The sequence below is a fragment of the Brevibacterium sp. GP-SGM9 genome (genome assembly GCF_047300845.1).
In the GTDB taxonomy this organism is placed as follows: domain Bacteria; phylum Actinomycetota; class Actinomycetes; order Actinomycetales; family Brevibacteriaceae; genus Brevibacterium.
In genome coordinates, this window is record NZ_CP178563.1 from 154,644 (window position 1) to 174,933 (window position 20,290).

At 66.6% G+C, this 20,290-nt stretch carries 18 protein-coding genes; 9 read left to right on the forward strand and 9 right to left on the reverse strand.

Annotated elements, in window-relative coordinates; translation table 11 throughout:
- The first annotated feature begins 131 nt into the window (after positions 1-131).
- Positions 132-2,102 (forward strand): 1-deoxy-D-xylulose-5-phosphate synthase, encoded by a 1,971-nt coding sequence (gene dxs / locus ACH82I_RS00630; protein WP_413334806.1) that lies wholly within the window; start codon positions 132-134, stop codon positions 2,100-2,102.
- Between the two features lie 13 nt (positions 2,103-2,115).
- Here the strand turns inward: dxs and ACH82I_RS00635 are convergent, their stop codons facing one another.
- Both ACH82I_RS00635 and ACH82I_RS00640 read right to left on the reverse strand, forming a co-directional pair.
- Complete coding sequence (locus tag ACH82I_RS00635) at positions 2,116-3,273, reverse strand: HRDC domain-containing protein (protein WP_413334808.1); 1,158 nt, start codon at positions 3,271-3,273, stop codon at positions 2,116-2,118.
- A gap of 17 nt (positions 3,274-3,290) precedes the next feature.
- On the reverse strand, positions 3,291-3,905 hold the full coding sequence (locus tag ACH82I_RS00640) for a DUF3000 domain-containing protein (RefSeq protein ID WP_230744240.1): 615 nt from the start codon (positions 3,903-3,905) through the stop codon (positions 3,291-3,293).
- Between the two features lie 161 nt (positions 3,906-4,066).
- Here ACH82I_RS00640 and hemE point away from each other — a divergent pair, with 161 nt between their 5' ends.
- Genes hemE through hemQ form a run of 3 tightly spaced genes read left to right on the forward strand, consistent with a single transcriptional unit; the run spans position 4,067 to position 7,277 of the window.
- The gene (gene hemE, locus ACH82I_RS00645; RefSeq protein ID WP_413334809.1) at positions 4,067-5,113 is read left to right on the forward strand and encodes a uroporphyrinogen decarboxylase; all 1,047 of its coding nucleotides are present in this window, start codon (positions 4,067-4,069) and stop codon (positions 5,111-5,113) included.
- A gap of 4 nt (positions 5,114-5,117) precedes the next feature.
- Entirely contained in the window at positions 5,118-6,521 is a 1,404-nt protein-coding gene (gene hemG / locus ACH82I_RS00650; RefSeq protein WP_413334810.1) for a protoporphyrinogen oxidase, read from the forward strand.
- Positions 6,522-6,566: 45 nt separating this feature from the next.
- Complete coding sequence (gene hemQ / locus ACH82I_RS00655) at positions 6,567-7,277, forward strand: hydrogen peroxide-dependent heme synthase (protein ID WP_413334812.1); 711 nt, start codon at positions 6,567-6,569, stop codon at positions 7,275-7,277.
- Between the two features lie 150 nt (positions 7,278-7,427).
- Here hemQ and ACH82I_RS00660 read toward each other — a convergent pair whose 3' ends face one another.
- Positions 7,428-7,637 (reverse strand): hypothetical protein, encoded by a 210-nt coding sequence (locus ACH82I_RS00660; protein WP_230744236.1) that lies wholly within the window; start codon positions 7,635-7,637, stop codon positions 7,428-7,430.
- A 163-nt stretch (positions 7,638-7,800) separates the two neighbouring features.
- Between ACH82I_RS00660 and ACH82I_RS00665 the strand changes: the two genes are divergently transcribed.
- Positions 7,801-8,292, forward strand: coding sequence for a MarR family winged helix-turn-helix transcriptional regulator (locus tag ACH82I_RS00665; RefSeq protein ID WP_413334815.1), 492 nt, complete (start codon positions 7,801-7,803; stop codon positions 8,290-8,292).
- An 18-nt stretch (positions 8,293-8,310) separates the two neighbouring features.
- Here ACH82I_RS00665 and ACH82I_RS00670 read toward each other — a convergent pair whose 3' ends face one another.
- Both ACH82I_RS00670 and msrB read right to left on the reverse strand, forming a co-directional pair.
- Positions 8,311-8,826 carry a GNAT family N-acetyltransferase gene (locus ACH82I_RS00670; protein WP_413334817.1) on the reverse strand — a complete coding sequence of 172 codons (516 nt, stop codon included), beginning with the start codon at positions 8,824-8,826 and terminating at the stop codon, positions 8,311-8,313.
- Entirely contained in the window at positions 8,823-9,293 is a 471-nt protein-coding gene (gene msrB / locus ACH82I_RS00675; protein WP_413336787.1) for a peptide-methionine (R)-S-oxide reductase MsrB, read from the reverse strand. The genes ACH82I_RS00670 and msrB overlap by 4 nt, the downstream gene beginning before the upstream one ends.
- A 208-nt stretch (positions 9,294-9,501) precedes the next feature.
- Between msrB and ACH82I_RS00680 the strand changes: the two genes are divergently transcribed.
- Positions 9,502-10,701: an alpha/beta hydrolase family protein gene (locus tag ACH82I_RS00680; protein WP_230744233.1), complete on the forward strand. Its 1,200-nt coding sequence runs from the start codon at positions 9,502-9,504 to the stop codon at positions 10,699-10,701.
- A 57-nt stretch (positions 10,702-10,758) separates the two neighbouring features.
- Here the strand turns inward: ACH82I_RS00680 and ACH82I_RS00685 are convergent, their stop codons facing one another.
- Positions 10,759-13,476: a penicillin acylase family protein gene (locus ACH82I_RS00685; RefSeq protein ID WP_413334819.1), complete on the reverse strand. Its 2,718-nt coding sequence runs from the start codon at positions 13,474-13,476 to the stop codon at positions 10,759-10,761.
- Positions 13,477-13,515: 39 nt separating this feature from the next.
- Positions 13,516-14,373 carry a DUF817 domain-containing protein gene (locus tag ACH82I_RS00690; RefSeq protein WP_413334821.1) on the reverse strand — a complete coding sequence of 286 codons (858 nt, stop codon included), beginning with the start codon at positions 14,371-14,373 and terminating at the stop codon, positions 13,516-13,518.
- A gap of 149 nt (positions 14,374-14,522) precedes the next feature.
- Between ACH82I_RS00690 and ACH82I_RS00695 the strand changes: the two genes are divergently transcribed.
- The gene (locus ACH82I_RS00695; protein ID WP_413334823.1) at positions 14,523-16,439 is read left to right on the forward strand and encodes an N-acetylmuramoyl-L-alanine amidase; all 1,917 of its coding nucleotides are present in this window, start codon (positions 14,523-14,525) and stop codon (positions 16,437-16,439) included.
- Between the two features lie 77 nt (positions 16,440-16,516).
- Complete coding sequence (locus tag ACH82I_RS00700; protein ID WP_413334824.1) at positions 16,517-17,176, forward strand: NAD(P)-dependent oxidoreductase; 660 nt, start codon at positions 16,517-16,519, stop codon at positions 17,174-17,176.
- 79 nt (positions 17,177-17,255) lie between these two features.
- Here the strand turns inward: ACH82I_RS00700 and ACH82I_RS00705 are convergent, their stop codons facing one another.
- On the reverse strand, positions 17,256-17,858 hold the full coding sequence (locus ACH82I_RS00705; protein WP_413334825.1) for a hypothetical protein: 603 nt from the start codon (positions 17,856-17,858) through the stop codon (positions 17,256-17,258).
- A 10-nt stretch (positions 17,859-17,868) separates the two neighbouring features.
- A complete protein-coding gene (locus ACH82I_RS00710; RefSeq protein WP_230744227.1) occupies positions 17,869-18,720 on the reverse strand; it encodes a L,D-transpeptidase family protein in 852 nt (283 codons plus the stop codon).
- Between the two features lie 60 nt (positions 18,721-18,780).
- On the opposite strand from ACH82I_RS00710, the gene ACH82I_RS00715 reads away from it, so the two are divergent.
- On the forward strand, positions 18,781-20,109 hold the full coding sequence (locus tag ACH82I_RS00715; RefSeq protein WP_413334827.1) for a DUF6636 domain-containing protein: 1,329 nt from the start codon (positions 18,781-18,783) through the stop codon (positions 20,107-20,109).
- Positions 20,110-20,290 lie beyond the last annotated feature (181 nt).

Consider the following 20,290-nt stretch of genomic DNA (forward strand, 5'->3'; position numbering starts at 1 on the left):
AACGTGCGGCAGGAAGTGTCTCGATGCAGAGGCCGTGAAACGTGGACTCTTCGGGCGGGGGGAGTGGGCCGCGCTACGATGGTTCGAGTGGAATCAGTCCGTCAGCGAAGAGTTCAGGAGCAAGGCGCCGCATGACCCTCCTCGAGTCGATCGCCTCACCGGCAGATCTCCGCAAGCTCGACGGTGCCGAGTGCGAAACGCTGGCAGAGGAGATCCGCGACCACCTGGTCGCCACGGTGGCCGGCACCGGAGGACATCTCGGGCCCAACCTCGGCGTGGTCGAACTGACGATGGGGATCCACCGGGTCTTCGACTCCCCGCGAGACACCATCCTCTTCGACGTCGGCCACCAGGCCTATGTGCACAAACTGCTGACGGGACGAAGGGGCGAATTCTCGACTCTGCGCCAACGCGGCGGTCTCTCCGGATATCCCAGTCGGAGCGAGAGCGACCACGACGTCCTTGAGAACTCCCACGCCTCGGCGTCCCTGTCCTGGGCCGACGGCATCGCCAAGGCCCGAGGGCTCAGCGGTGAGACAGACCGCCACGTGGTCGCGGTCATCGGCGACGGGGCACTGACCGGAGGCCTTGCCTGGGAGGCGCTCAACACGATCGCCGCGGACAAGTCGACCCCGCCGCGCAGACTCGTCATCGTCGTCAACGACAACGGCCTGTCCTACGCCCCGACGGTGGGTGGAATCGCCGACCACCTCGGCCGATTGCGCACCGCATCACACACCGCATCAGGCGGGGAGACAGAATCGTTCGGGGACGTGGGATCGCCCGGCCAAGCAGGATCGCCCGGCCACAAGGAAGTCCGGTCCGATGATGAGACGAGCTCGTTCCGAGAGGGGACGGTCCAGCCGCAGTACGGACTGTTCGGCGCACTCGGAATCAAGTGCCTCGGACCTGTCGATGGTCATGATCTGGCCGCGGTCGAGGAGGCCCTGCAGCGGGCGCGGCAGTACGACGGTGGCCCGATCATCGTGCACCTGATCACGGAAAAAGGTCACGGCTACGACCCGGCGCTCAACGACGATGCCGACCAGTTCCATTCCGTGGGTGTCATCGACCCATACACGGGACGGCCAGCTCCGTCGAAGGGGCAATCGGCGAGATCGACACAGACCTCATGGACATCGGTGTTCGGCGACGAGATCCTCGAGATCGCACAGACCAGGGACGATATCGTCGCCGTCACCGCGGCGATGCTGCAGCCGGTGGGGCTCGCGAAGTTCGCTGAGGCATTCCCGGACCGGGTCTTCGACGCCGGCATCGCCGAACAGCACGCTGTGGCCTCCGCCGCCGGTCTGTCCTTCGGCGGCCTGCACCCCGTCGTCTGTCTGTACGCAACCTTCCTCAGCCGCGCCTTCGACCAAGTGCTCATGGACGTCGCCCTGCACAGGCAGGCGGTCACCTTCGTCCTCGACCGGGCCGGAATCACCGGGCCAGACGGCCCCAGCCACCACGGAATCTGGGACATGGCGCTGCTGCGCCTCGTACCCGGACTCCAAATTGCCGCACCGCGCGACGGCGCGCGGCTGGTCGAGGAACTGAACGAGGCCGTAGCGATCGAGGACGGCCCGAGCGTGATCCGTTTCCCGCGTGGCAGCGTCGGCGCCGATGTGGCCGCGATTCGCCGCCTGCACGACGGCGTCGACATCCTCCGCGAACGACCGCAGGGTGCAGATGCCGATGTGCTCATCGTCTCCGTCGGACCGTTCGCCGAGCGCGCCGGTGAACTCGCCGATCGGCTGGCCGAGGACGGCGTGCGCGTGAGCATCGTCGATCCGCGGTGGGTGCTGCCGGTGCCGGGCAGCGTCATCGACCTGGCGATGGATCACAGTCTCGTGGCCGTGATCGAGGACGGAATCGAAGGCAGGGGAGTCGGGGCTCAGATTCGGTTCGAACTGAGTGATGCGCAGCTGCGTCCAGGGGTCCTCGAGCTCGGTGTGCCGGTTGAATTCCTGCCGCAGGGAAGCCGTGTGGAGATCCTCGACCACGCGGGCCTCGACGTCGCCACGATGGCGCGCGAGATCCTCCGCAACCTCCCCGCCGAGGTGACCGATCGTCTCCGTGCACGGGCACGAACCGCCGGCTGAGTCAGCAGGACCGCTAGGCGCGGGGGAGGGACTCCAGCGTCTTCGTGAGTACGGGGGTGCTCAGCTCGATCTGCCAGTCCCTGGCACCGCGCTCGGCGAGGAAGGCCGGGACATCCACTCGTCCGACGGCCGCGAGTGACTTGACGATCGCCGGCTGCAGGAGGACATCGTGGGGCATCGTGAGCTCGTCCGCCAATTCGCCCATCGCGGACTTCAGCGCTGCAACCCGATCCTTGAGATCGGCATGGCTGAAGGGGCTGCGCTCTCTGGGCTCCTCGCCGGACTCGCGCCGGGAGGGAAGCTCATCGACGGACAGCCGACCGGCCTTGCGGTAGGCACGGAAGAGACGACCCGAATCCGCACGAGAGAGCTTCGGCCAGTCGCGCATGATGTCATCACTCGACTGCACCCTCGACTGCGCCAGAGCGGTGAGATCCCGGTCGCGCAGGATCTTCGTCGGTGCCACATCCGCCTCAGAGGCCATGGCGTCGCGGGCGATCCACAGCTCCCGCACGCGGGCGATGTCTCGACGCGACTTGATCTTCGAAAGACCATGCGTGCGCCGCCAGGGTTCAGCGCGATGCTTGGGTTCGAAATCGAGCAGATGCTCGAACTCCTGCTGGGCGTACTCCCACCGGTCGGCCTCGACGAGAGCCTCGTGGAGGATGTCCCGAATCGGCAGCAGCACTTCGACATCGAGGGCGGCGTAGTTCAGCCATTCCTCGGGCAGCGGTCGCTTCGACCAGTCCGCCGCGGAATGCTCCTTCGCCAGTCGCACCCCGAGAGTCCGCTCGGCGACCGCGGCCAGGCCGAACTTCTCCCAGCCGAGCAGACGTGCGGCGAGCTCGGTGTCGAAGAGGGCGCCGGGCCGCATGCCGCGATCCTGCAGGCAGGGCAGATCCTGAGTGACCGAATGGATGACCCACTCGTCCTCGCCGAGGGCGGGGTTGAGCGGGCTGAGGTCGCCGAGAGTCTCGGAGTCGAGGAGGAAGGTTCCCGCACCTTCACGGCGCAGTTGGACGAGGAACGCTCGCTGGCCATACCTGATGCCCGAGGCGCGTTCGGCGTCGATGGCGATCGGACCGGTGGCCGCGTTGAGATCGCTGCAGGCTGCGGAGAAGCCATCCTGGGTGTCGACGACGTCGGGGATGCCGTGAGCGGGTGTGGCCAAGAGCGGTAGTTCAGTTGTCATCGACGACGCCCGGGCAGGGCTGATACTCCTTCAGGAAGAGGTGGCAGTCCGGCGACTGTGCTGAGCAGATCGATCCACGCTTCGAAGTGATTGCCGATCAGATCCGGCTCGGCGATCACCGGGGTCCACGAAGCACGCAGCTCCAAGTCTATCGTGGCCGGACGACTGGCCAGAGTTCCGAAGCTGTCCGAGAGCACCCGGGTCGTCGTGCCGCCGGCGGCGACGACCTCGCAGTCGTTGGACTCGAGCGCCTCCTCGAGCCAGCTCCACGCCACATGGCCGAGCATCGTCTCATTGCCCAGCTCGTGTTCGAGCTCGGCACGGATATAGGACACGATCCGGAACTGGCCCTCCCACTCCTCGGGGGAGCTGGGATCGTAGAGGACGACGATCCGGCCGGTGGCCAACTCGTCGATGGTCTCGTCGCTGGCCTGCAGGAAGGTCTCATCGGCACGCACCTCGGCGCCGAGGGCATAGGAGTACGGCGCCAGACGGGCCGGGGCCGGGATCTCGGAAATCGACACATTGTTCGTGTTCCGCGCTTCGCGCAGAACCGAGGTCACGGCGGTGAACTCCGCCGGGATGCGATTGAGAGGTGAGGTGTTGACCACAGTTGCCACGATAGATCAGCCCCGGAACGAGGAGAACCGTCCACGCCGTGCGAGCGGCAAGAGTTTTCCGGCACGGACCACGGAATGTGAGAGTCAAGTCACTGCGTCTTGAAACCGGAACCGGGTGGGCCAAGGGATGCGAAGAATGGGAGGATGGAACCATGACTTCACCCCTGCTGTCGGCGTTGCGTTCGGAGCCGATCACCCGCACCCCTGTCTGGTTCATGCGTCAGGCCGGACGTTCCCTCCCTGAGTACCGGAAGCTGCGGGAGGGCACTGCGATGCTCGCGGCCTGCCGTGACCCCGAGCTGGTCTCGGAGATCACCCTGCAGCCCGTGCGCCGCCACGGCGTCGACGCCGCGATCTTCTTCTCCGATATCGTCGTTCCCCTCCAAGCGGCCGGGGTCGATGTCGAGATCGTGGCCGGCAAGGGCCCGGTCATCGCCGACCCCATCCGCAGCCGTGCCGACGTCGACGCCCTTCCGGAGCTCGACCCCGCGGACATCCCCGACATCGCCGAATCGATCGGCCGCGTCGTCGCCGAACTCGATGCCGACACCCCGCTCATCGGCTTCGCCGGAGCCCCGTTCACCCTGGCCAGCTACCTCATCGAAGGCGGGCCGAGCAAGAACCATGAGAAGACGAAGTCGTTCATGGCTGCCGATCCTGCGAGCTTCGCGGCCCTGCTGGCCAAACTCGCTCGCATCTCCGCGACTTTCATCGACGTCCAGCTCTCGGCCGGGGCCAGGGCCTTCCAACTCTTCGACTCCTGGGCCGGATACCTGTCCCGCCGCGACTACGAGAACCAGGTGCTCGAGCACTCCGCCGCGGTCTTCGCCGCACTGGCCGGCCACGAGGTGCCCAGCATCCACTTCGGCGTCCAGACCGGTGAGCTGCTGACCTCGATGTCCCGGGCCGGATCCTCGGCCGTCGGCGTCGACTTCCGCGTCGACCTCGCCGACGCCGCCACCCGCGTCCAGCCCGGCCAAGCCCTGCAGGGCAACCTCGACCCCGCGCTGCTCTTCGCCCCGTGGGAGGCACTGGCCCCGCGCATCGAGGCGATCGTGCGACAGGGACTCGAACTCGACCGCGGCTTCGTCTTCAACCTCGGCCACGGTGTGCTTCCGGACACGGACCCCGAGGTCCCGGGACGCATCGTCGCCGAGGTGCACAGGGTCTCCGAACAGATCCTCGCAGAACGCGCCTGAGCCGATGAGCGAGATCACGATCGTCGGGGGAGGGATCTCCGGCCTCGTCGCCGCCTTTCGGCTGGCCGCTGACCACCGGGTCACCGTCCTCGAATCCGGGTCCCGCCTCGGCGGGTGCCTGCAGCAGTCCACGCTGTCAGGTGCGATCCCGATCGGACTCGACACGGGTGCCGAGGCCAGCCTGTTCCGGCGCCCGGAGGCGAAGGAACTCGCCGCCGAACTCGGCCTCGACGTCGAATTCCCCTCGGCCGAACACTCCTCACAGGTGTTCACCGGAGGCCGCCTGCACCCCATTCCCAAACGCACCGTGATGGGAGTGCCCGCCGAGGCCGCCGAGGTGGCCGAGCTCATCGGGCCCGACGCCGCGAAGCGTCTCGCCCACGAGGTCATCACCGAACCGATCGAGGGTGCGGACACCTCGCTCGGAGATTTCCTCAGCGAACGCCTCGGCCCGGATCTCGTCGACACCCTCGTCGACCCGCTCCTCGGCGGGGTCTACGCGGGCCGCTGCCGGGAACTGTCCCTGGCCGCGACCGTGCCCGCCCTGCTCCCGGCGGCACGCGAAGGCACCTCCGTGCTCGACCTCGTCTCCCGGCTGCTGGCCGCCCGCGATGAGCAGGCCACCGCACGTCCGACCGGCACCGGAGCCGAACCGGTGTTCATGAGCCTCGTCGGCGGGATCAATCGACTCATTCCCGCCCTCGCGGACCGGATCCGTGCGGCCGGCGGGACCATCCGCCTCGACGCCGGAGTCACCTCGGTGCGGGGAGAGAGCGGACGCTGGTTCGTCGAGACCGCGGAATCGACCATCGAATCCGATCGCCTCGTCCTCGCCACCCCCGCCCATGTGACAAAGGATCTCCTCGTCGAGGAGGCTCCCCGGTCCGCGGCACTGCTGGGCCAAGTGCCCTACGCCGCCACCGCGTTGGTGCCGGCCCTGATCGAACTCGGTTCCGAACCCTTCACCGGCTCCGGATTCCTCGTCCCTCCGACCGAGGACACTCTGATCAAGGCCTCGACCTTCGTGTCGAACAAATGGCCCTGGCTGCGCAGCCACATTCCCGCGGGCACCGCACTGATGCGGATGAGCATCGGCCGTCGCGGCGACGGACCCGACGGATGGAGATCCCTCGACGATGCCGAACTCATCGAACGTGCCTTCGCCGACTGGCAGTCGATCACCGGCCGCACCGGTGACCGACTCCTGGCCGCCGAGGTCCAACGCTGGGATCAGGCCCTGCCACAGTACCTGCCCGGGCACGCTGAGCTCATCGGGAACATCGACGCCGACATCGCCGCCATCGACGGCCTCGAACTCGCCGGATCCGCCTTCGACGGCGTCGGCATCCCCGCCTGCATCTCCCGCGCCGAGGCGGTCGCCGCACGCCTGGCCGCGGCAGACGCATGAATGACCAGTCCGACAACGAATCCAGAGAACAGAGAAGGAGCAGGAATGAGCGAATACTCCCACCCCAGCGACGAGCAGATCGAAAAGGCCAATTCCGAGACCCGCTACATCGCCTACTCGGTCTTCGCCTCGGCCGGTGAGCTCGGCGATGCCGACCGCGCCGAACTCGCCGATGAGGTCCATTCGGCACTCGCCCCGCTCAAGGAGCAGGGGCTCGTGGTGCGCGGAATCTACGACGTCTCGGCCCTGCGCGCCGATGCCGATGTGATGTTCTGGTACCACGCACCGAGCATCGAACTCGTGCAGGCGGCCTACTCCGCGGTGCGCCGCAGCCTGCTCGGCGGCATCCTCGAACCCGTGTGGTCCGTGGTCGGCCTCCACCGTCCCGCCGAATTCAACAAGGCCCACCTGCCGGCGCTGCTCACCGATGATGAGCCGGGCGATTACATCTGCGTCTACCCGTTTGTCCGCTCCTACGACTGGTACCTCCTCGATCCGGCGGAACGGTCGAAGATGCTGCGCGATCACGGCATGGCGGCCGCCGGGTACAAGGACGTCAAGGCCAACACCATCGCGTCCTTCGCCCTCGGCGACTACGAGTGGCTGCTCGCCTTCGAGGCCCAGGAGCTCCATCGCATCGTCGACCTCATGCGCGACCTGCGCAACACCGAGGCGCGTCTGCATGTGCGCGAGGAGATCCCGTTCTACACCGGACCCCGCCGCGAACTCGTCGACATCATCACCGACTGGCGCTGAGTCTCCGACACTGCTGAGAAAGCTCGGGCCCCGCGCAGGCACATCGCCTGCTGGGGGCCCGAGCTCATTTCGTCGGTCTCATGTCCGCGCCTGGCAGCGGCGCCACTTGAGATCGCGCCGAGCGACGGTGTCACGCGCGATCGCACCGAGTCAGTCGGAGTTCTTCTTCACCACGTAGGAGTGGCCGTTGGCATCGGTGCGCATCTCCAGGCCCATCGCCTCGAGCTGCTGGTGGCGCAGGTTCTCGTCTTCGAAGTAGCCTCCGGGGCGCGAGTTGTCGACCTGAGCAGGCCCGACGATCCTGCGGAAGAAGCGATTGAGCCAGGCGACGCCGCGTTGCGGGTCGTGGTGATCTGACATGGGCATCCACTCCAATTCTCGGGCCGCGCGGCGGGATGATCGATGCGAACGGGATAGTTTGATTGTACACTAATCGTTAGTGCACTAAGTAAATGATCCGGGTTCTCTCGCTCACATCATCGATGGCCGCGAGGGCCCGGTTCCGACCGAAGACGAGGTATCCATGTCGACACCGGAAGCGGCGGCCCCGCATGACCCCTTGGCATTGGAGAGTCAGATCTGCTTTGCGCTGGCCGTAGCCTCGCGCAGCGTGATCGGGGCCTATCGTGAGGTGCTCGAGCCGATCAGCCTCACGCATCCGCAGTACCTGGTGATGCTCGCCCTGTGGCAGCACGGAACACTGCCGATGCGCAGGATCGCGGACATGCTCCGCCTCGAGGCCGCAACGGTCTCACCCCTGGTCAAGAGGCTCGCCACGCTCGGCTATGTCGAACGCACCCGCAGCAGCGAGGACGAACGCATCGTCGAGGTCTCGCTGACCGGAACCGGACGCGAATTGCGCACGACCGCCGAATCGATCCCCGGTCGGATGATGGCCAAGCTCGACATCGACGAGCAGGGCCTGCGCGAGCTGCATGCGACGATGACGCGTCTCATCGCCGCCGTCGACGCCTCGGAGGCGCAGGGCAGTGATGAGGCGCAGTCGGCGTCCTGATGCTTCGTCGGTTGACGCTCAGTCGGCGGGCCGGGACATCGGCGTGTGCTCGATGCCGTCTTCCATGAAGCGCGGGCCGTTCGGGGCGAACCCGAATCGGGAGTAGAAGCCCTCGAGGTGGCTCTGGGCGTTGAGCGTGAGCGGCTCGGCACCGTAGGCCTCGACCAGTCCGGCGATGAGCCGTCCGCTCCAGCCCTGCCCGCGTGCGGACGGATCGGTGACGACCCGGCCGATGCTGCGCGCTCCCGGTTCGGAGGCCGGACCGTCAGGGAAGCCGGGCGGCAGCACACGAGCATAGGAACGGGGCATGAGGCTGCGCCCCACCTCGGAGCCGTGGGTGTCCTGCATGGTCCGCGACTCACCGGGGAAGAAGGCATGCAGGGTCCCGGTCAGGGTGTCGGTCCCGTCCTGATCGAGAAAGACGCAGTTCTGTTCGACGACGAAGACCTGGGAACGCAGCTGCAGGATCCCGTAGAGCTCTTCGCGACTGAGCTCGTCGAAGGTGCGGACGATGAGTTCAGGTGCCGGGCTCACTCCTCGCCCTCGGCGGAGTCGCTGCGGCCGGTGGAGTCGGCACCGCCCTCACCGTCGTTGAGCTTGAGCGAGATCGAGTTGATGCAGTAGCGCAGGTCGGTGGGCGTGTTGTATCCCTCGCCCTCGAACAGGTGACCCATGTGCGAATCGCAGTTGGCGCACCTGACCTCGACGCGCTCCATGCCCATGGAGGTGTCGCGGATGTAGCGCACTCGGTCCTCGGCCAAGGGCGCGTAGAACGAAGGCCATCCGCAGTGTGAGGAGAACTTCGTGTCCGAGGGGAACAGGTCGGCCCCGCAGGCACGGCACTGGTACATGCCGACGGTGGTCGTGTCGACGTATTCGCCGGTGAAGGGGCGTTCGGTTCCGCCTTGGCGCAGCACCGAGAACTCCTCGGGGCTGAGCACGTCCTGCCAGCGGATCTCCTCGGGTGCGGTGTCGGTCTCGGAGTTCGGCGTGTGGGTCATTGTGGCCTCCGGTGCTTCTTCGTGGTTGCGGTCGTCTCGGCGGATGCCGTGGTCCGTTGTCATCTGCTCTATTGTCCCACTGCGGTCTGACGCGGGGTGCGGGATATCCGATCACCCGCCTCGGCGGACGCGCATTCGGTCTCTGACCTGCACAACAGCGTTTGGAGACTTCTCATTCCGTGGTGAACAATGAGAGCAGGAGGTTTTCATGGTCCGCGACACGAAATTCCCGACTCGTCTGTTGGCGCTGTCCGTGGGTGTCGGTGCCGGGATCGGTGCCGTGATCTCGGTGGCGTCCTCGGGACTGGCAGCCTATTTCGCACGCAGAATCGTTGTGCCGGAGAACGCTCCGGAGGAGTTGGACATCCTGCACATCGACGGCTTCCCGCCGAATATGCGCATCCATCTCCCCGCCGATGAAGAGACCACCGTGCCAGGCACCTACGGCCTCTACTTCAATCAGGGCTCCGGGCATGCCGTGATCGGCGACATCGTCGAATACGATCCACGGTCGCGGACCGTCTCACGAGAGATCCTCTCGGTCACCCGCGGCGACATCCGACGCGCCTGGCAGGGACGCTGGACGGGCGTCGTCTACCCCGAACCGCTGGCCGCAGGCGTGAAGTACGAGGACATCGAGATCGAATCCGATGCCGGTCGGCTGCCCGCGTGGCTGCTGCCCACCGACGATCCGGAGCCCAAGGACACCTGGGCGATCCTCGTCCACGGCCGCGCGAGCACCCGCGCCGAAGGCCTGCGCGCCGCCCCCGTGCTCAACACGCTCGGGGTCCCGGCGATCGCGATGTCCTACCGCAACGACGCCGAGGTGCGCGTGGAGACGACATCCCGCTACGGCCTCGGCGACACCGAATGGATCGACGTCGATGCCGCGATCGACTATGCCGTGGCCAACGGCGCCCGCCGCGTCGTCCTCTTCGGCTGGTCGATGGGCGGAGCGATCGCCCTACAGGCGGCCTCCCGGGGCCGCAATCGCCGCTTCGTCACCGCCCTCGTCCTCGACGGTCCCGTCGTCGACTGGGTCAATGTCCTCGACGGCCAGGCGCGGAAGAACATGCTGCCGACTCCGATCGCGAAGCTGACCCTGGAGATGATCACCCAGCCCTGGGCCCGTCCCATCACCGGGCTGCAGACTCCGCTCGACCTCGGTCGGATGGACTGGGTGACCCGCGCCGCCGAACTCGACGTACCGGTGCTGCTCATCCACTCCGATGACGACGAATTCGTGCCCTCCGCACCCTCCCACGCCCTGGCCTCGGTGCGCCGCGATCTCGTAACGATGCCCGTCTACGAGAAGTCCCGGCACACCAAGGAATGGAACATCGACCCGGTCCGCTGGGAAGACGATGTGGCGAACTTCCTCGAGGCGAAGATCCTCCCGAAACCCTGAGTCTCCTGAAGCCCTGAGCCGGGCCACGGCGCTCAGCGAACAGGACGGCCCGATGGCTCAGGGCCGCAACACCAGGGTGCCCTCGGCCGCCTCGGTCACGGCCTCCCGCGTATAGGGCCAGGGCCGAGTCCGGTTGGCCGCCCAGTCCTCGGTTTGATCGGCATAGTGCGGGTGGAAGGCATGCCCCGAGGCCCCGGTGAGGTTGATCCACCGGGAGGAGTCGAAATCGCTAAGGTCGATGATCTGACGCATCGACGGCACCCAGTTCGTCTCGAAACCCACCGAGGCGTCCCACCCCGTGGCGTTGACGACCCCGGACCCACCGGAGACCTCATAGGGTCCCCGGTTGAACAGCTTCTCCACGGCCGTGACCCCGGATTCGCCGAGGCTGGCGTTGCGGATAGTCAGCTCGTGCAGGGTTCCCCACCGCCAGGTCACGGGCTCGGTGCCGAGCAGATCCTGGGTCCGCTTCCATGCCGTGCGCATGGCCCGACGCAGCGCATCGTCCCGACCCCGGACCTGCCCGTCGTCCCACCACTGCGAATCAGGCTGTTTGAGCTGGTTCTCGATGACGAGGTACCAGTGGGACCCACCCGAGGGAGGCGCGCCCTTGGGCAGCTTGGGGGCGAAGACCTGGTCGAGGATGGTCTTGGCGAGCACATTGAAGTAGGCCGCGGCGGCGCTGTCGGCGTCATCGTGTCCGTCCCAGTCGGCCAGCAGCTCCTGCGCGGCGGTGATGTCGGTGTCCTTGCCGGACTCCATCTCGAGCAGCAGCGGCAGCAGGTGGGGTGCCAGGGGGTTCTGGTCATCCCCTTGGATGGCGGCCATGTCCGCGCTGCCGACATCGCCGTCTGCGATCGCGTCTTCGAGCAGCTCGGTGATCCTGGCCGCGCGGTCGCCGTCGTCGAAGTCGTTGCTCAGCTGCACCGACTCACCGGGACGGGTGACGGGATTGTTGGCCGTGACGATCCATCCCCGGTCGGGGTTGTACAGGCTCGGCAGGTCCGCGAAGTCGAGGTAGCCCCGCCAGTCCTGGGCGGACTTCCACCCCTGCCTCGGAAGCATTCCGTCGCCCTCACCTCGGCGGGGGATCTTTCCGGGCGCCTGGTAGCCGATGTTGCCCTTCACATCGGCGTAGACGAGGTTCTGCGCGGGCACGTCGAAGAGTGAGGCCGCCTGGCGGAACTCCTGCCAGGTCGTGGCCCGGTTGATGGCGAAGATCGCGGTGGCCGTCGACCCCGGTTCCAGTGCCGTCCATTCGAGGGCGAGCCGGTAGTGCTCCTCGGCGGGACCGGACTGGGTGTTCTCCGTGTTCGCCCCGGTGGAGGCGTCGAGGACCTTCCGGTAGGGGCCGTCGAGTGAGGAGACGAGGGGACCGTGGCTGGTGGAGCGGATCGTGATCTCCCGGGGTTCGTCCTTCGCGATCTTCACCGTCTCCTTGCGCACCTGCACCGGTTCGCTGCCGGAGTCGCGGATCACCTCGGCATCGCGGATCTTCTCGACCACGAGGTCGGCGACATCGGGGCCGAGGTTCGTCAGCCCCCAGGCGATCGACTGGTTGTGTCCGATGACGACGCCGGGCAGTCCCGAGAAGGAGAATCCCGTGACGTCGAATGGGCATTCGGCGCTGACCTGGGCACATCGCAGGCCGATCTGCTGCCACACGGAGGGCATGGCGGGGGACAGGTGCGGGTCGTTGGCCAGCAGCGGTGCCCCGCTTTCGGTGTGCTCACCGGAGACGACCCAGGAGTTCGACCCGATGTCGTGGCTGTTCGTGCCCAGCAGGGCGGGCAGGGACTGCAGAGTCCGTCGGAGTTCGACGAGGTCGGTGGGAGTGCCCTCGGACACCTCGGTGGGGGTGTGGGTGGATTCTTCGGCGCTCGCCGAGGTGGGGGCTGAGGTGATCTCGCCCCCTGCCCGGGCGTCATCGGTGGGCTGATTGTCGCCGGCAGCCGGGACGTCGGCAGGCGCGCCATCACCGGCAGTCGGGCCGTCGGCGGCTGGGCCGCCGGGGGTGCCGTCGACGATCGTCGGCCGGGAGTCGTAGGGGTAGTCGGGGAAGATGTCAGCCAAGTGCTCCTCGGACAGGCCGGCGCCGACGATGGTCCGGTCGATCTCGTCCTCGATGTTCGAACGCAGATCCCAGGCCATGGCCTTGAGCCAGGTCACGCTGTCGGTCGGGGTCCACTCCTCGATCTCGATCCCACCGGTCTGCAGGCCGAGGACCCCGTACTCGAGGGACAGCTCGGTGGGCGAACGGTCGTCGATGTAGGCGTTGACCCCCGCGGCATAGGCTTCGTAGTACTCGCGTGTGGTCGGGTCGAAGTCGGCGACCTCCTGTTCGGCGACGTGTCTCCACCCCAGGGTGCGGATGAAGGTGTCGGTGCCGAACTGAGATTGACCGAAGAGCTCGGAGAGCCGACCGGAGGTGACATGGCGGCGGAAGTCCATCTCCCAGAACCGGTCCTGAGCGTGGACGAAGCCTTGGGCGAGGAACAGATCGTGTGCGGTCTCGGCTTCGATGGTGGGAATGCCGGAGGCATCTCTGGTCACGGTCACCTCGGCGTCGAGACCGGGCAGGGAGAGTTCGCCCTCGGTGGTCGGGAAGGACCGACGGACGATGAAGACGCCGATCAGGGTGAGGATGAGCAGGAGCGCCAGGATGGCGGCGAGGATGCGGAGGAGGACCTTCGTGCTGACGGAGAGGTGGCTGCCGTTCGGCGGGCGGACCGCCTCCACGAGGGGGCTCGATGCCCGGGAATCCGACGCCGCCATGAGTCTCCTTCGACCGTGCAGGTATGTGAGTTCACAGTATCAGGAGGCGTCGGCGTCGATGGGGCGTTTGGGCGGATAGACGAGGGTGACGAGGACGACTGAGATCATCATCAGCAGGAACCAGGCCACGAGCTTCGTCAGCGGCACCAGGTGCCAGCTCTCGGTCTGGCTCGGATACAGCCAGGCGCCCGTCGCCGTCCCGATGTTCTCCGCGATCCAGATGAAGAAGGCCACGAGGACGAAGGCCAGCAGCACCGGCATCCGCAGGGTGCGCCGGTGGACGTGGAAATGCATGCGACAGCGGAAGAAGACGATGCCCACTGCCGCCACGAGGACGTAGCGGGCGTCGAGGACGAAGTGGTGAGTGAAGAAGTTGAGGTAGATGGCGGCGGCGATGATGACGGTGAGCCACCTCGGCGGGTAACGGGTGAACCTGAGGTCGAAGAGTCGGTAGACGCGGACGAGATAGGACCCCACGGCCGCATACATGAACCCCGTGAACAGGGGGACCTCGCCGATGTGCAGGACGCCCCCGGGTGCGTAGTTCCACGAACCGACCGCGGTCTTGAACAGCTCCATCCCGGTGCCGACGATGTGGAAGACGATGATGACGATCACCTCGCGCCCGGTCTCCAGACGCAGCGCGAGCATGCCGATCTGGATGATCACGGCGAGGATGACGAGGAGATCATTGCGGGCCAGCCCGGCATCAGCGGGGTAGAACCAGGCGGTGGCGATGATGGCTGCGAGCATGAGCGCCCCGAACAGGCAGGCCCAGGCCTGTTTGATGCCGAAGGCGAGGAACTCCTGGACTCCTGCGGGAACCCGACCGAGGTACCGGTTGGCGAAGCGATCGAGGAAGCGTTCCAGCCGGGTGAGTTCGCTGTGATCGGCCATGGGTCCTTCGGGTTCGAGTCAGTCGTGTCGTACCAGCACACTATCGCTCGGATCGCTCACGACCGGTGACCGGCCCCCGGTGTCCGGGTTGAGAATTCTCTGGACAAGATCTGCGAGTTCTCTTCACGAACGCACGGATTCTCAATAGTATGAGCGACAGCACAGCGGGTTCGACGATCGATGATCACGGACTCAGCGTCGAGCACACCGCAAAGGAACTGGAATCGATGAAACGAACACAGCTGTCCGCACTGGCTTTCGCCGGAATCCTCGCAGCGACGAGCCTGACCGCCCCCGCGCTCGCCGCGACCGAGACGGACTCCCCGGGACTCGGAGCAGGGCCTTCCCAGTCGTCCGAGTCCGAGCCCATGTCTGAGCCCGGGCTCGAGGACTCAGGGTCTGAGTCGGGGGAGTCCTCCGAGCCTGTCGGGGACGAACCCTCCCAGTCGGACGGGAAGGATGCCGACTCCAAGGATTCGGACTCCACGGACTCCTCGACGGGTGCGCCGCCGCAGGTCTCGCGCAACGACGGCACCACGACGAAGACCTTCGCTGCGAAGCCCTCGCAGGTCAAGGCCATCTCGCTCGATGCGGACGAGGTCAACATCCTCGGTGCGAGCTGGCAGGGCGATGACCCCGGCATCGAGATCCGGTACAAGGACGGCTCCGGATGGTCGAAATGGGAAGAGCTGGCCGCCGATGACGAGGGCGGACCCGATCCGGCTTCGGCCGAGGCCGGACAGATTCCCGCTGCCGCCGCCGACGGCCATTCGGCGGCCGTGCCGATCCTCGATGCCACCGCCGCCGAGGTGCGCACCTCCGGTGACGAGAAGGACACCACCGACCTCGAGATCACGAACGTGGTCTCTCCGGTGACCACCGCCGACACCGCGCTGGCGAAGAAGACGGGATCGGCCGCCTCGGCGCCCTCCTCGGGCATCTCGGCGCAGGTCGCCCACCAAGAGCTGGGGGCGAACATCGTCACCCGCAAGGAATGGGGCGCCGATGAGAAGCTCGTCCGCTGTGAGACGGACAAGACCTCGACGACCAAGGGCATCTTCATCCACCACACCGCGGGTTCGAACTCGTACACGAAGGCGCAGGCTCCGGGCATCATCCGCGGCTACCTCGCCTATCACACGAAGGAACGCGGCTGGTGCGACCTCGGCTACAACTTCCTCGTCGACAAGTACGGCACCATCTACGAAGGACGAGCCGGCAGCATCGACCTCTCGATCACCGGGGCCCACGCCTCGGGGTTCAACTCCTACACTCTCGGCATCAGCGTGATGGGCACCTTCACAGGATCGGCCCCGGCAACCGCCGCCCAGAACTCGGTCAAACGCCTCGTGGCGTGGAAGGCCAACCAGTACTCCTTCAACCCGACGGGGAAGATGACCCTGACTTCGGGCGGGGGAGCGACGAGCCGGTACCCCGAAGGGAAGAAGGTCAGTCTCAACGTCGTCTCCGGGCACCGGGACACGAGCTACACGGAGTGCCCGGGCACCGCGTTCTACGGCAAGCTCGGGTCGATCCGGTCCGGGGCGAAGTCGATGCAGTCGAAGGTCGGAGGCTATCCCGTCAAGGGAGCCATCGGCACGTATTTCCGAGCGAACTCAAAGTCGACCGGGGAAGCCCGTGGCACCGAGAAGGCGCTGAAGAATCCCAACGGCGCCTATCAGCACTTCGCGAAGGGGACCGTCTACTGGTCCTCACCGACCGGGGCACACCTGAACAAAGGCGGGATCCGCACCGCGTACAAGGCCGTGAAGTATGAGAAGGGCGTTCTGGGATTCCCAAAGAGCGACGAGAAGAAGTTCAAGTACCGCGACAACGCCGCCTACCAGAACTTCGCCTCGGGGATGATCACCTGGTCCTCGAAGACCAAGGGGCAGCCACTCAGCCACGGCATGCTCACCAAATGGAAGAGCCTGGGCTGGGAGCGCAGCAGTCTGGGACTGCCGACGAGCGGCGAGTTCGCCTCCAAGGGCAAGACCCGCCAGAACTTCGAACACGGGTACATGACGTACAAGAAGGGCGAAGGGGTCAAGGTCTACGCGGGCTAGTCGTCTTCGCGACGAAGTCGGGGACCGGGATCAGGGCCCATGGGTCATTTCGACTCATGGGCCCTAGACTCGGAGGCATGCACATCCTCATCTTCGGTGCTTCCGGGCACGTGGGCACCGCATTGGCGAAGCACCTCGGCGGCGAGCAGCTCGGCGGTCACCTCATCAGCGGGATCGTGCGCTCGCAGCCGGACGGTGCGGTGCCCTATGAGCTGATCGTCCTGCCCGACTGGGTCGAAGATCCGGAAGGGGCCGCCGAGGCGGTTCGGGCTCAGTCCGGTCCCGCCGTCGACGCGGTGATCGCCGCGGTCGGCGGTTGGTACGTCGACGAGCCCATGCTCGAGCGGGGGATCGAGTCCTTCGATTCGGACTACGGTTCGTACCTGCGTGGGCACTTCGCCGCGTGCGCGGTGTCGAAGCTGCTGTCCGAGGCGGGCAGCACACAGATCATCCACCTCGCTCTCAACGGGGTCGCCAGCGTCGAGGCCTGCGTCGGATCGGGGGCGATCAGCGTCTTCGGCGCCGCCCAGAACATGCTGCTGCGGGTCGCCGAGGCGGAGACGGACACCGTCGACTTCCGCGAACTGCGGGTCATGGCCCCCATCGACGGCGACGACCGCAACGACCTGTCCGGGGGAGTCGAGACGATCGGCATCACCGAGGTGGCCACGGCCGCTGCCCGAATCCTCAGCAGCCCAAGTGACGCCGAGCTGAGCACCGAGATCTCACCCGAGTAGGCGGCATCGCTGAGTTTCGGCCTCGTCACCGAGATCGTCCTGAGCGGGTCGGCTCTCGCTCAGGCCTTCACGTAGCAGTTCAGGCCTTCACGTAGCGGATGAAGACCTGATCGTCGACGGTGCGCACGTCGACGACGCGGAGGTCGATCTCGGTCTCGAGCCGAGAGAAGTGGCTGGCGGAACTCCGGATGTAGCGGGGGCTGAGGCTCAGATGCAGCTCGGCGGCGGGATAGGCGTCGAGGAGGCGGAAGGCGAGATTCGGACCCGACTCGCACAGCAGTGCATCCTCATCGACATCGGTCCCACTGCCCACAGAATTCGCCTGCCTTGATGCGGGGGACGGGGCCGTCGCGATCTCGGCGAGCACCTCGGCGACGGTGGCGGGGGTGAACTGCTGGGCACGGTAGTCGAGCCCGAGCTCGGTAAGCTCGCGCTGCAGCGACGTCGCATCGGATTCGGTGAGCACGTGCACCGGGGTGTGCTCGAGCGCCTTGCCGGCAGCATTGATGACGGGCAGCTGCGGATTGAGCGCCGTGCGACGGTCGACGATGATCGCACTCGCACCTCGGCGCAGGGATCGGAAGTACGCGAAATCAGCATCCGTGGACACCCCCGTCGACCATCCGTCCTGCGCATAGGAGCCGTTGATCGACTGCACGAGCGAGATGATGAGGGGACGCACTTGGCCGGACCTACTTCTTCAGCTCGGCCTCGGGACCCATGGCGATGCGCGGATGGGCCTCGGGATCGATGTTCTCAAGGATCCACTTGAGATCCTTCTCCTTGAGCGTCACGCAGCCGTTGGTGCCCGAGTCGTGGTCGAGGTGGAGCCAGATGCCGCCGCCTTTGTCCCAGCCCATCGGCCGAGTCTTATCGGTCGGTGCCTTGCCGGTCGCGCGGTTGTAGTCGATGGCGATGATGTAGTCGAAGACCGATTCGTAATCGGCACCATAGGCGACATTCGCCGAGGACGGCAGCCGGTCATCCTGCGTGTACGGCAGCTTGGTGCCCGGATCGGCCTTGTACCCGCCGGCATCGCTGAGGGTGAAGACACCGATCGGTGTGGTCTTGTCGCCCTCGCGGCGATCGGCCAGCCAGCCGTTGCTGCCGTTGTGGGTATCGAAGGTCTTGAGCTTCTTCCACTTCTCGTCGGTGAACTCGTAGAAGCTCAGGGTCCCGGAATCCGACTTCGCATCGGGGGAGCTGGTGACGATGACCTGGGACGTCTCCTCCGGGATCTGCGCCGAGAATTCGGAGCCGAGCCCGGGAACGGATACCGAATGGGCCGGTCCGGTGGATGCGGAACTCCCGGCATCCTCGGCGTTCTCAGCATTGCCCGTGGCCGGAACGCTCTGCGCGGGAGCAGCGAAATCACCGTAGCTCGACTGCTGCGCCGGCCCGGCGACCGAGGTGGCGTGGAGTCCCGAGGAGTCCTCATCGGAGCTTCCGGCGCTGGTCGCGCACGAGGTCAGAGTCAGAGTGAGGGGAAGAGCGAGGACGGCGAGAGCAAGGCTCCTCGCACGCTTGGTTCCTCCACTGAGCATGAGGCCATCATCTCACGAACCTTGAGAACCTCACGGTATTGACTGTGCGAAAATGACCCCATGAGCATTCCACCCGTGCCGAACCATCCTCCGCGCCCCGGGCGTCGGAAACCGGCCGAGGAGTCTCCGGATTCGATCACAACGCAGTTGTTCATCGGCCAGGACAAATCGGCGACAGCGGATGGATCGACCCAAGCACTCAGCTCCGAGGAGCTGGAACGACTGCGATCGATGGTCGCCTCCGACGGAGCCGAAGCCACCGAGGTTCTCAGCCTCGAGGAACTCCGGCAGCTCGCCGCCGCCGGCGGATACGGTGCCGCCGAGGAGGCGGGCCCGGTCGACTCCGGCGGAAAGCCGCGCAAGGCCAGTTCCGAAGACCTCGCCGAGGCGGAATCCGCCTCGGCGCCCAAACAGTGGAACCCGCAGCCAGCACCCTGGGGATCCGACTTCGGTGCGCCCGGCCACGTGGACGATCCCGCTGCGCATGCGGGGCAGCCCCAGTCCGGGCGGCCGCAGTCCGGGCAGCCGCATTCCAACGGCCCGCAGTCGGGACCCCCGGTCTACGGGTCGGTCGGCGCTGCCGACCGCCAGGGAAGCTATTCCCATCCCGGAGGCAGCCAACCCCCGGTCGGAGGCCCGCCTGCCGGAGCCTACCCGGGCAGCGGACATCCCGACGGTGGAACGTACGCCGCCTATGCGGGTGCCGGTCCCGGACAGCCGGTCGGACCCGTTGGCCCCGGTGGACCGGGCGGACCCGGAGGACCGGGCGGTCCCGGAGGACCCTACGGGCCGGGCGGCCACGGTGGCCCCGGCGGTCCGAGTGGTCCCTACCGACGGGAACCGGAGACGAAGAAGGTGCCCGCCTGGCTGTGGGTGCTCGCCGCCATCGCCTTGATTCTGGCCGTGGGCATCGTCGGCTACATCGCTTGGGATTCGGTACAGGGAAATGACGAGACCACCAGCAGCGCTCCGAGCCAGGAACCCAGCGGCGGACTCGGCTCCGAACCGAGCAGCGATCCGACCGAGAGCTCCGAGGCACCCGTGGCCGAGGAGACCTTCGCATCGCCCTCGGGCAACATCGCCTGCACCATCGACGCCGAACGCGCGCGCTGCGTGATCAAGGACTACGACTACAGCCCGCCGGAGAAGCCCGATGACTGTCAGCTCGACGAATGGGGCGCCATCGTCGTCGCGAACAACGAAGGAGCCGGCTTCTCCTGCGTCGACGCTCCGGCGTCGAACGGACCCGCACGAGTCCTCGGCTACGGCGAATCGATCACCGCACAGGGCATGACCTGCACCTCCACCGAGGAGGGAATGACCTGCAAATCCGATGACTCCGGAATCGGATTCACCGTCCGCCGAGCCTCGGTCGACTTCCTGGAGTGAGCGTCGGCACCCGGGGCGAACCGCCTCGGCGCGGGCCTGACTGTGGGGTCGCTCCGGACGGTCGGGCCGCCTCGGTGATCTTAGGATGTGGACAGAAGGTCGAGAGGCGACGCCAACGGGTCTACGGTGAACACGTGGCTCACAGGTTGCTTCTCCTTCCTTGCCGCGACGAGTCCTGATC

Excerpts from the sequence above, each read along its gene's own strand:
- dxs (WP_413334806.1), top strand. The coding sequence starts at position 132 with ATGACCCTCCTCGAGTCGATCGCCTCACCGGCAGATCTCCGCAAGCTC.
- hemE (WP_413334809.1), top strand. The coding sequence starts at position 4,067 with ATGACTTCACCCCTGCTGTCGGCGTTGCGTTCGGAGCCGATCACCCGC.
- hemG (WP_413334810.1), top strand. The coding sequence starts at position 5,118 with ATGAGCGAGATCACGATCGTCGGGGGAGGGATCTCCGGCCTCGTCGCC.
- hemQ (WP_413334812.1), top strand. The coding sequence starts at position 6,567 with ATGAGCGAATACTCCCACCCCAGCGACGAGCAGATCGAAAAGGCCAAT.
- ACH82I_RS00660 (WP_230744236.1), bottom strand. The coding sequence starts at position 7,637 with ATGTCAGATCACCACGACCCGCAACGCGGCGTCGCCTGGCTCAATCGC.
- ACH82I_RS00665 (WP_413334815.1), top strand. The coding sequence starts at position 7,801 with ATGTCGACACCGGAAGCGGCGGCCCCGCATGACCCCTTGGCATTGGAG.
- msrB (WP_413336787.1), bottom strand. The coding sequence starts at position 9,293 with ATGACCCACACGCCGAACTCCGAGACCGACACCGCACCCGAGGAGATC.
- ACH82I_RS00680 (WP_230744233.1), top strand. The coding sequence starts at position 9,502 with ATGGTCCGCGACACGAAATTCCCGACTCGTCTGTTGGCGCTGTCCGTG.
- ACH82I_RS00685 (WP_413334819.1), bottom strand. The coding sequence starts at position 13,476 with ATGGCGGCGTCGGATTCCCGGGCATCGAGCCCCCTCGTGGAGGCGGTC.
- ACH82I_RS00690 (WP_413334821.1), bottom strand. The coding sequence starts at position 14,373 with ATGGCCGATCACAGCGAACTCACCCGGCTGGAACGCTTCCTCGATCGC.
- ACH82I_RS00695 (WP_413334823.1), top strand. The coding sequence starts at position 14,523 with ATGAGCGACAGCACAGCGGGTTCGACGATCGATGATCACGGACTCAGC.
- ACH82I_RS00700 (WP_413334824.1), top strand. The coding sequence starts at position 16,517 with ATGCACATCCTCATCTTCGGTGCTTCCGGGCACGTGGGCACCGCATTG.
- ACH82I_RS00710 (WP_230744227.1), bottom strand. The coding sequence starts at position 18,720 with ATGCTCAGTGGAGGAACCAAGCGTGCGAGGAGCCTTGCTCTCGCCGTC.
- ACH82I_RS00715 (WP_413334827.1), top strand. The coding sequence starts at position 18,781 with ATGAGCATTCCACCCGTGCCGAACCATCCTCCGCGCCCCGGGCGTCGG.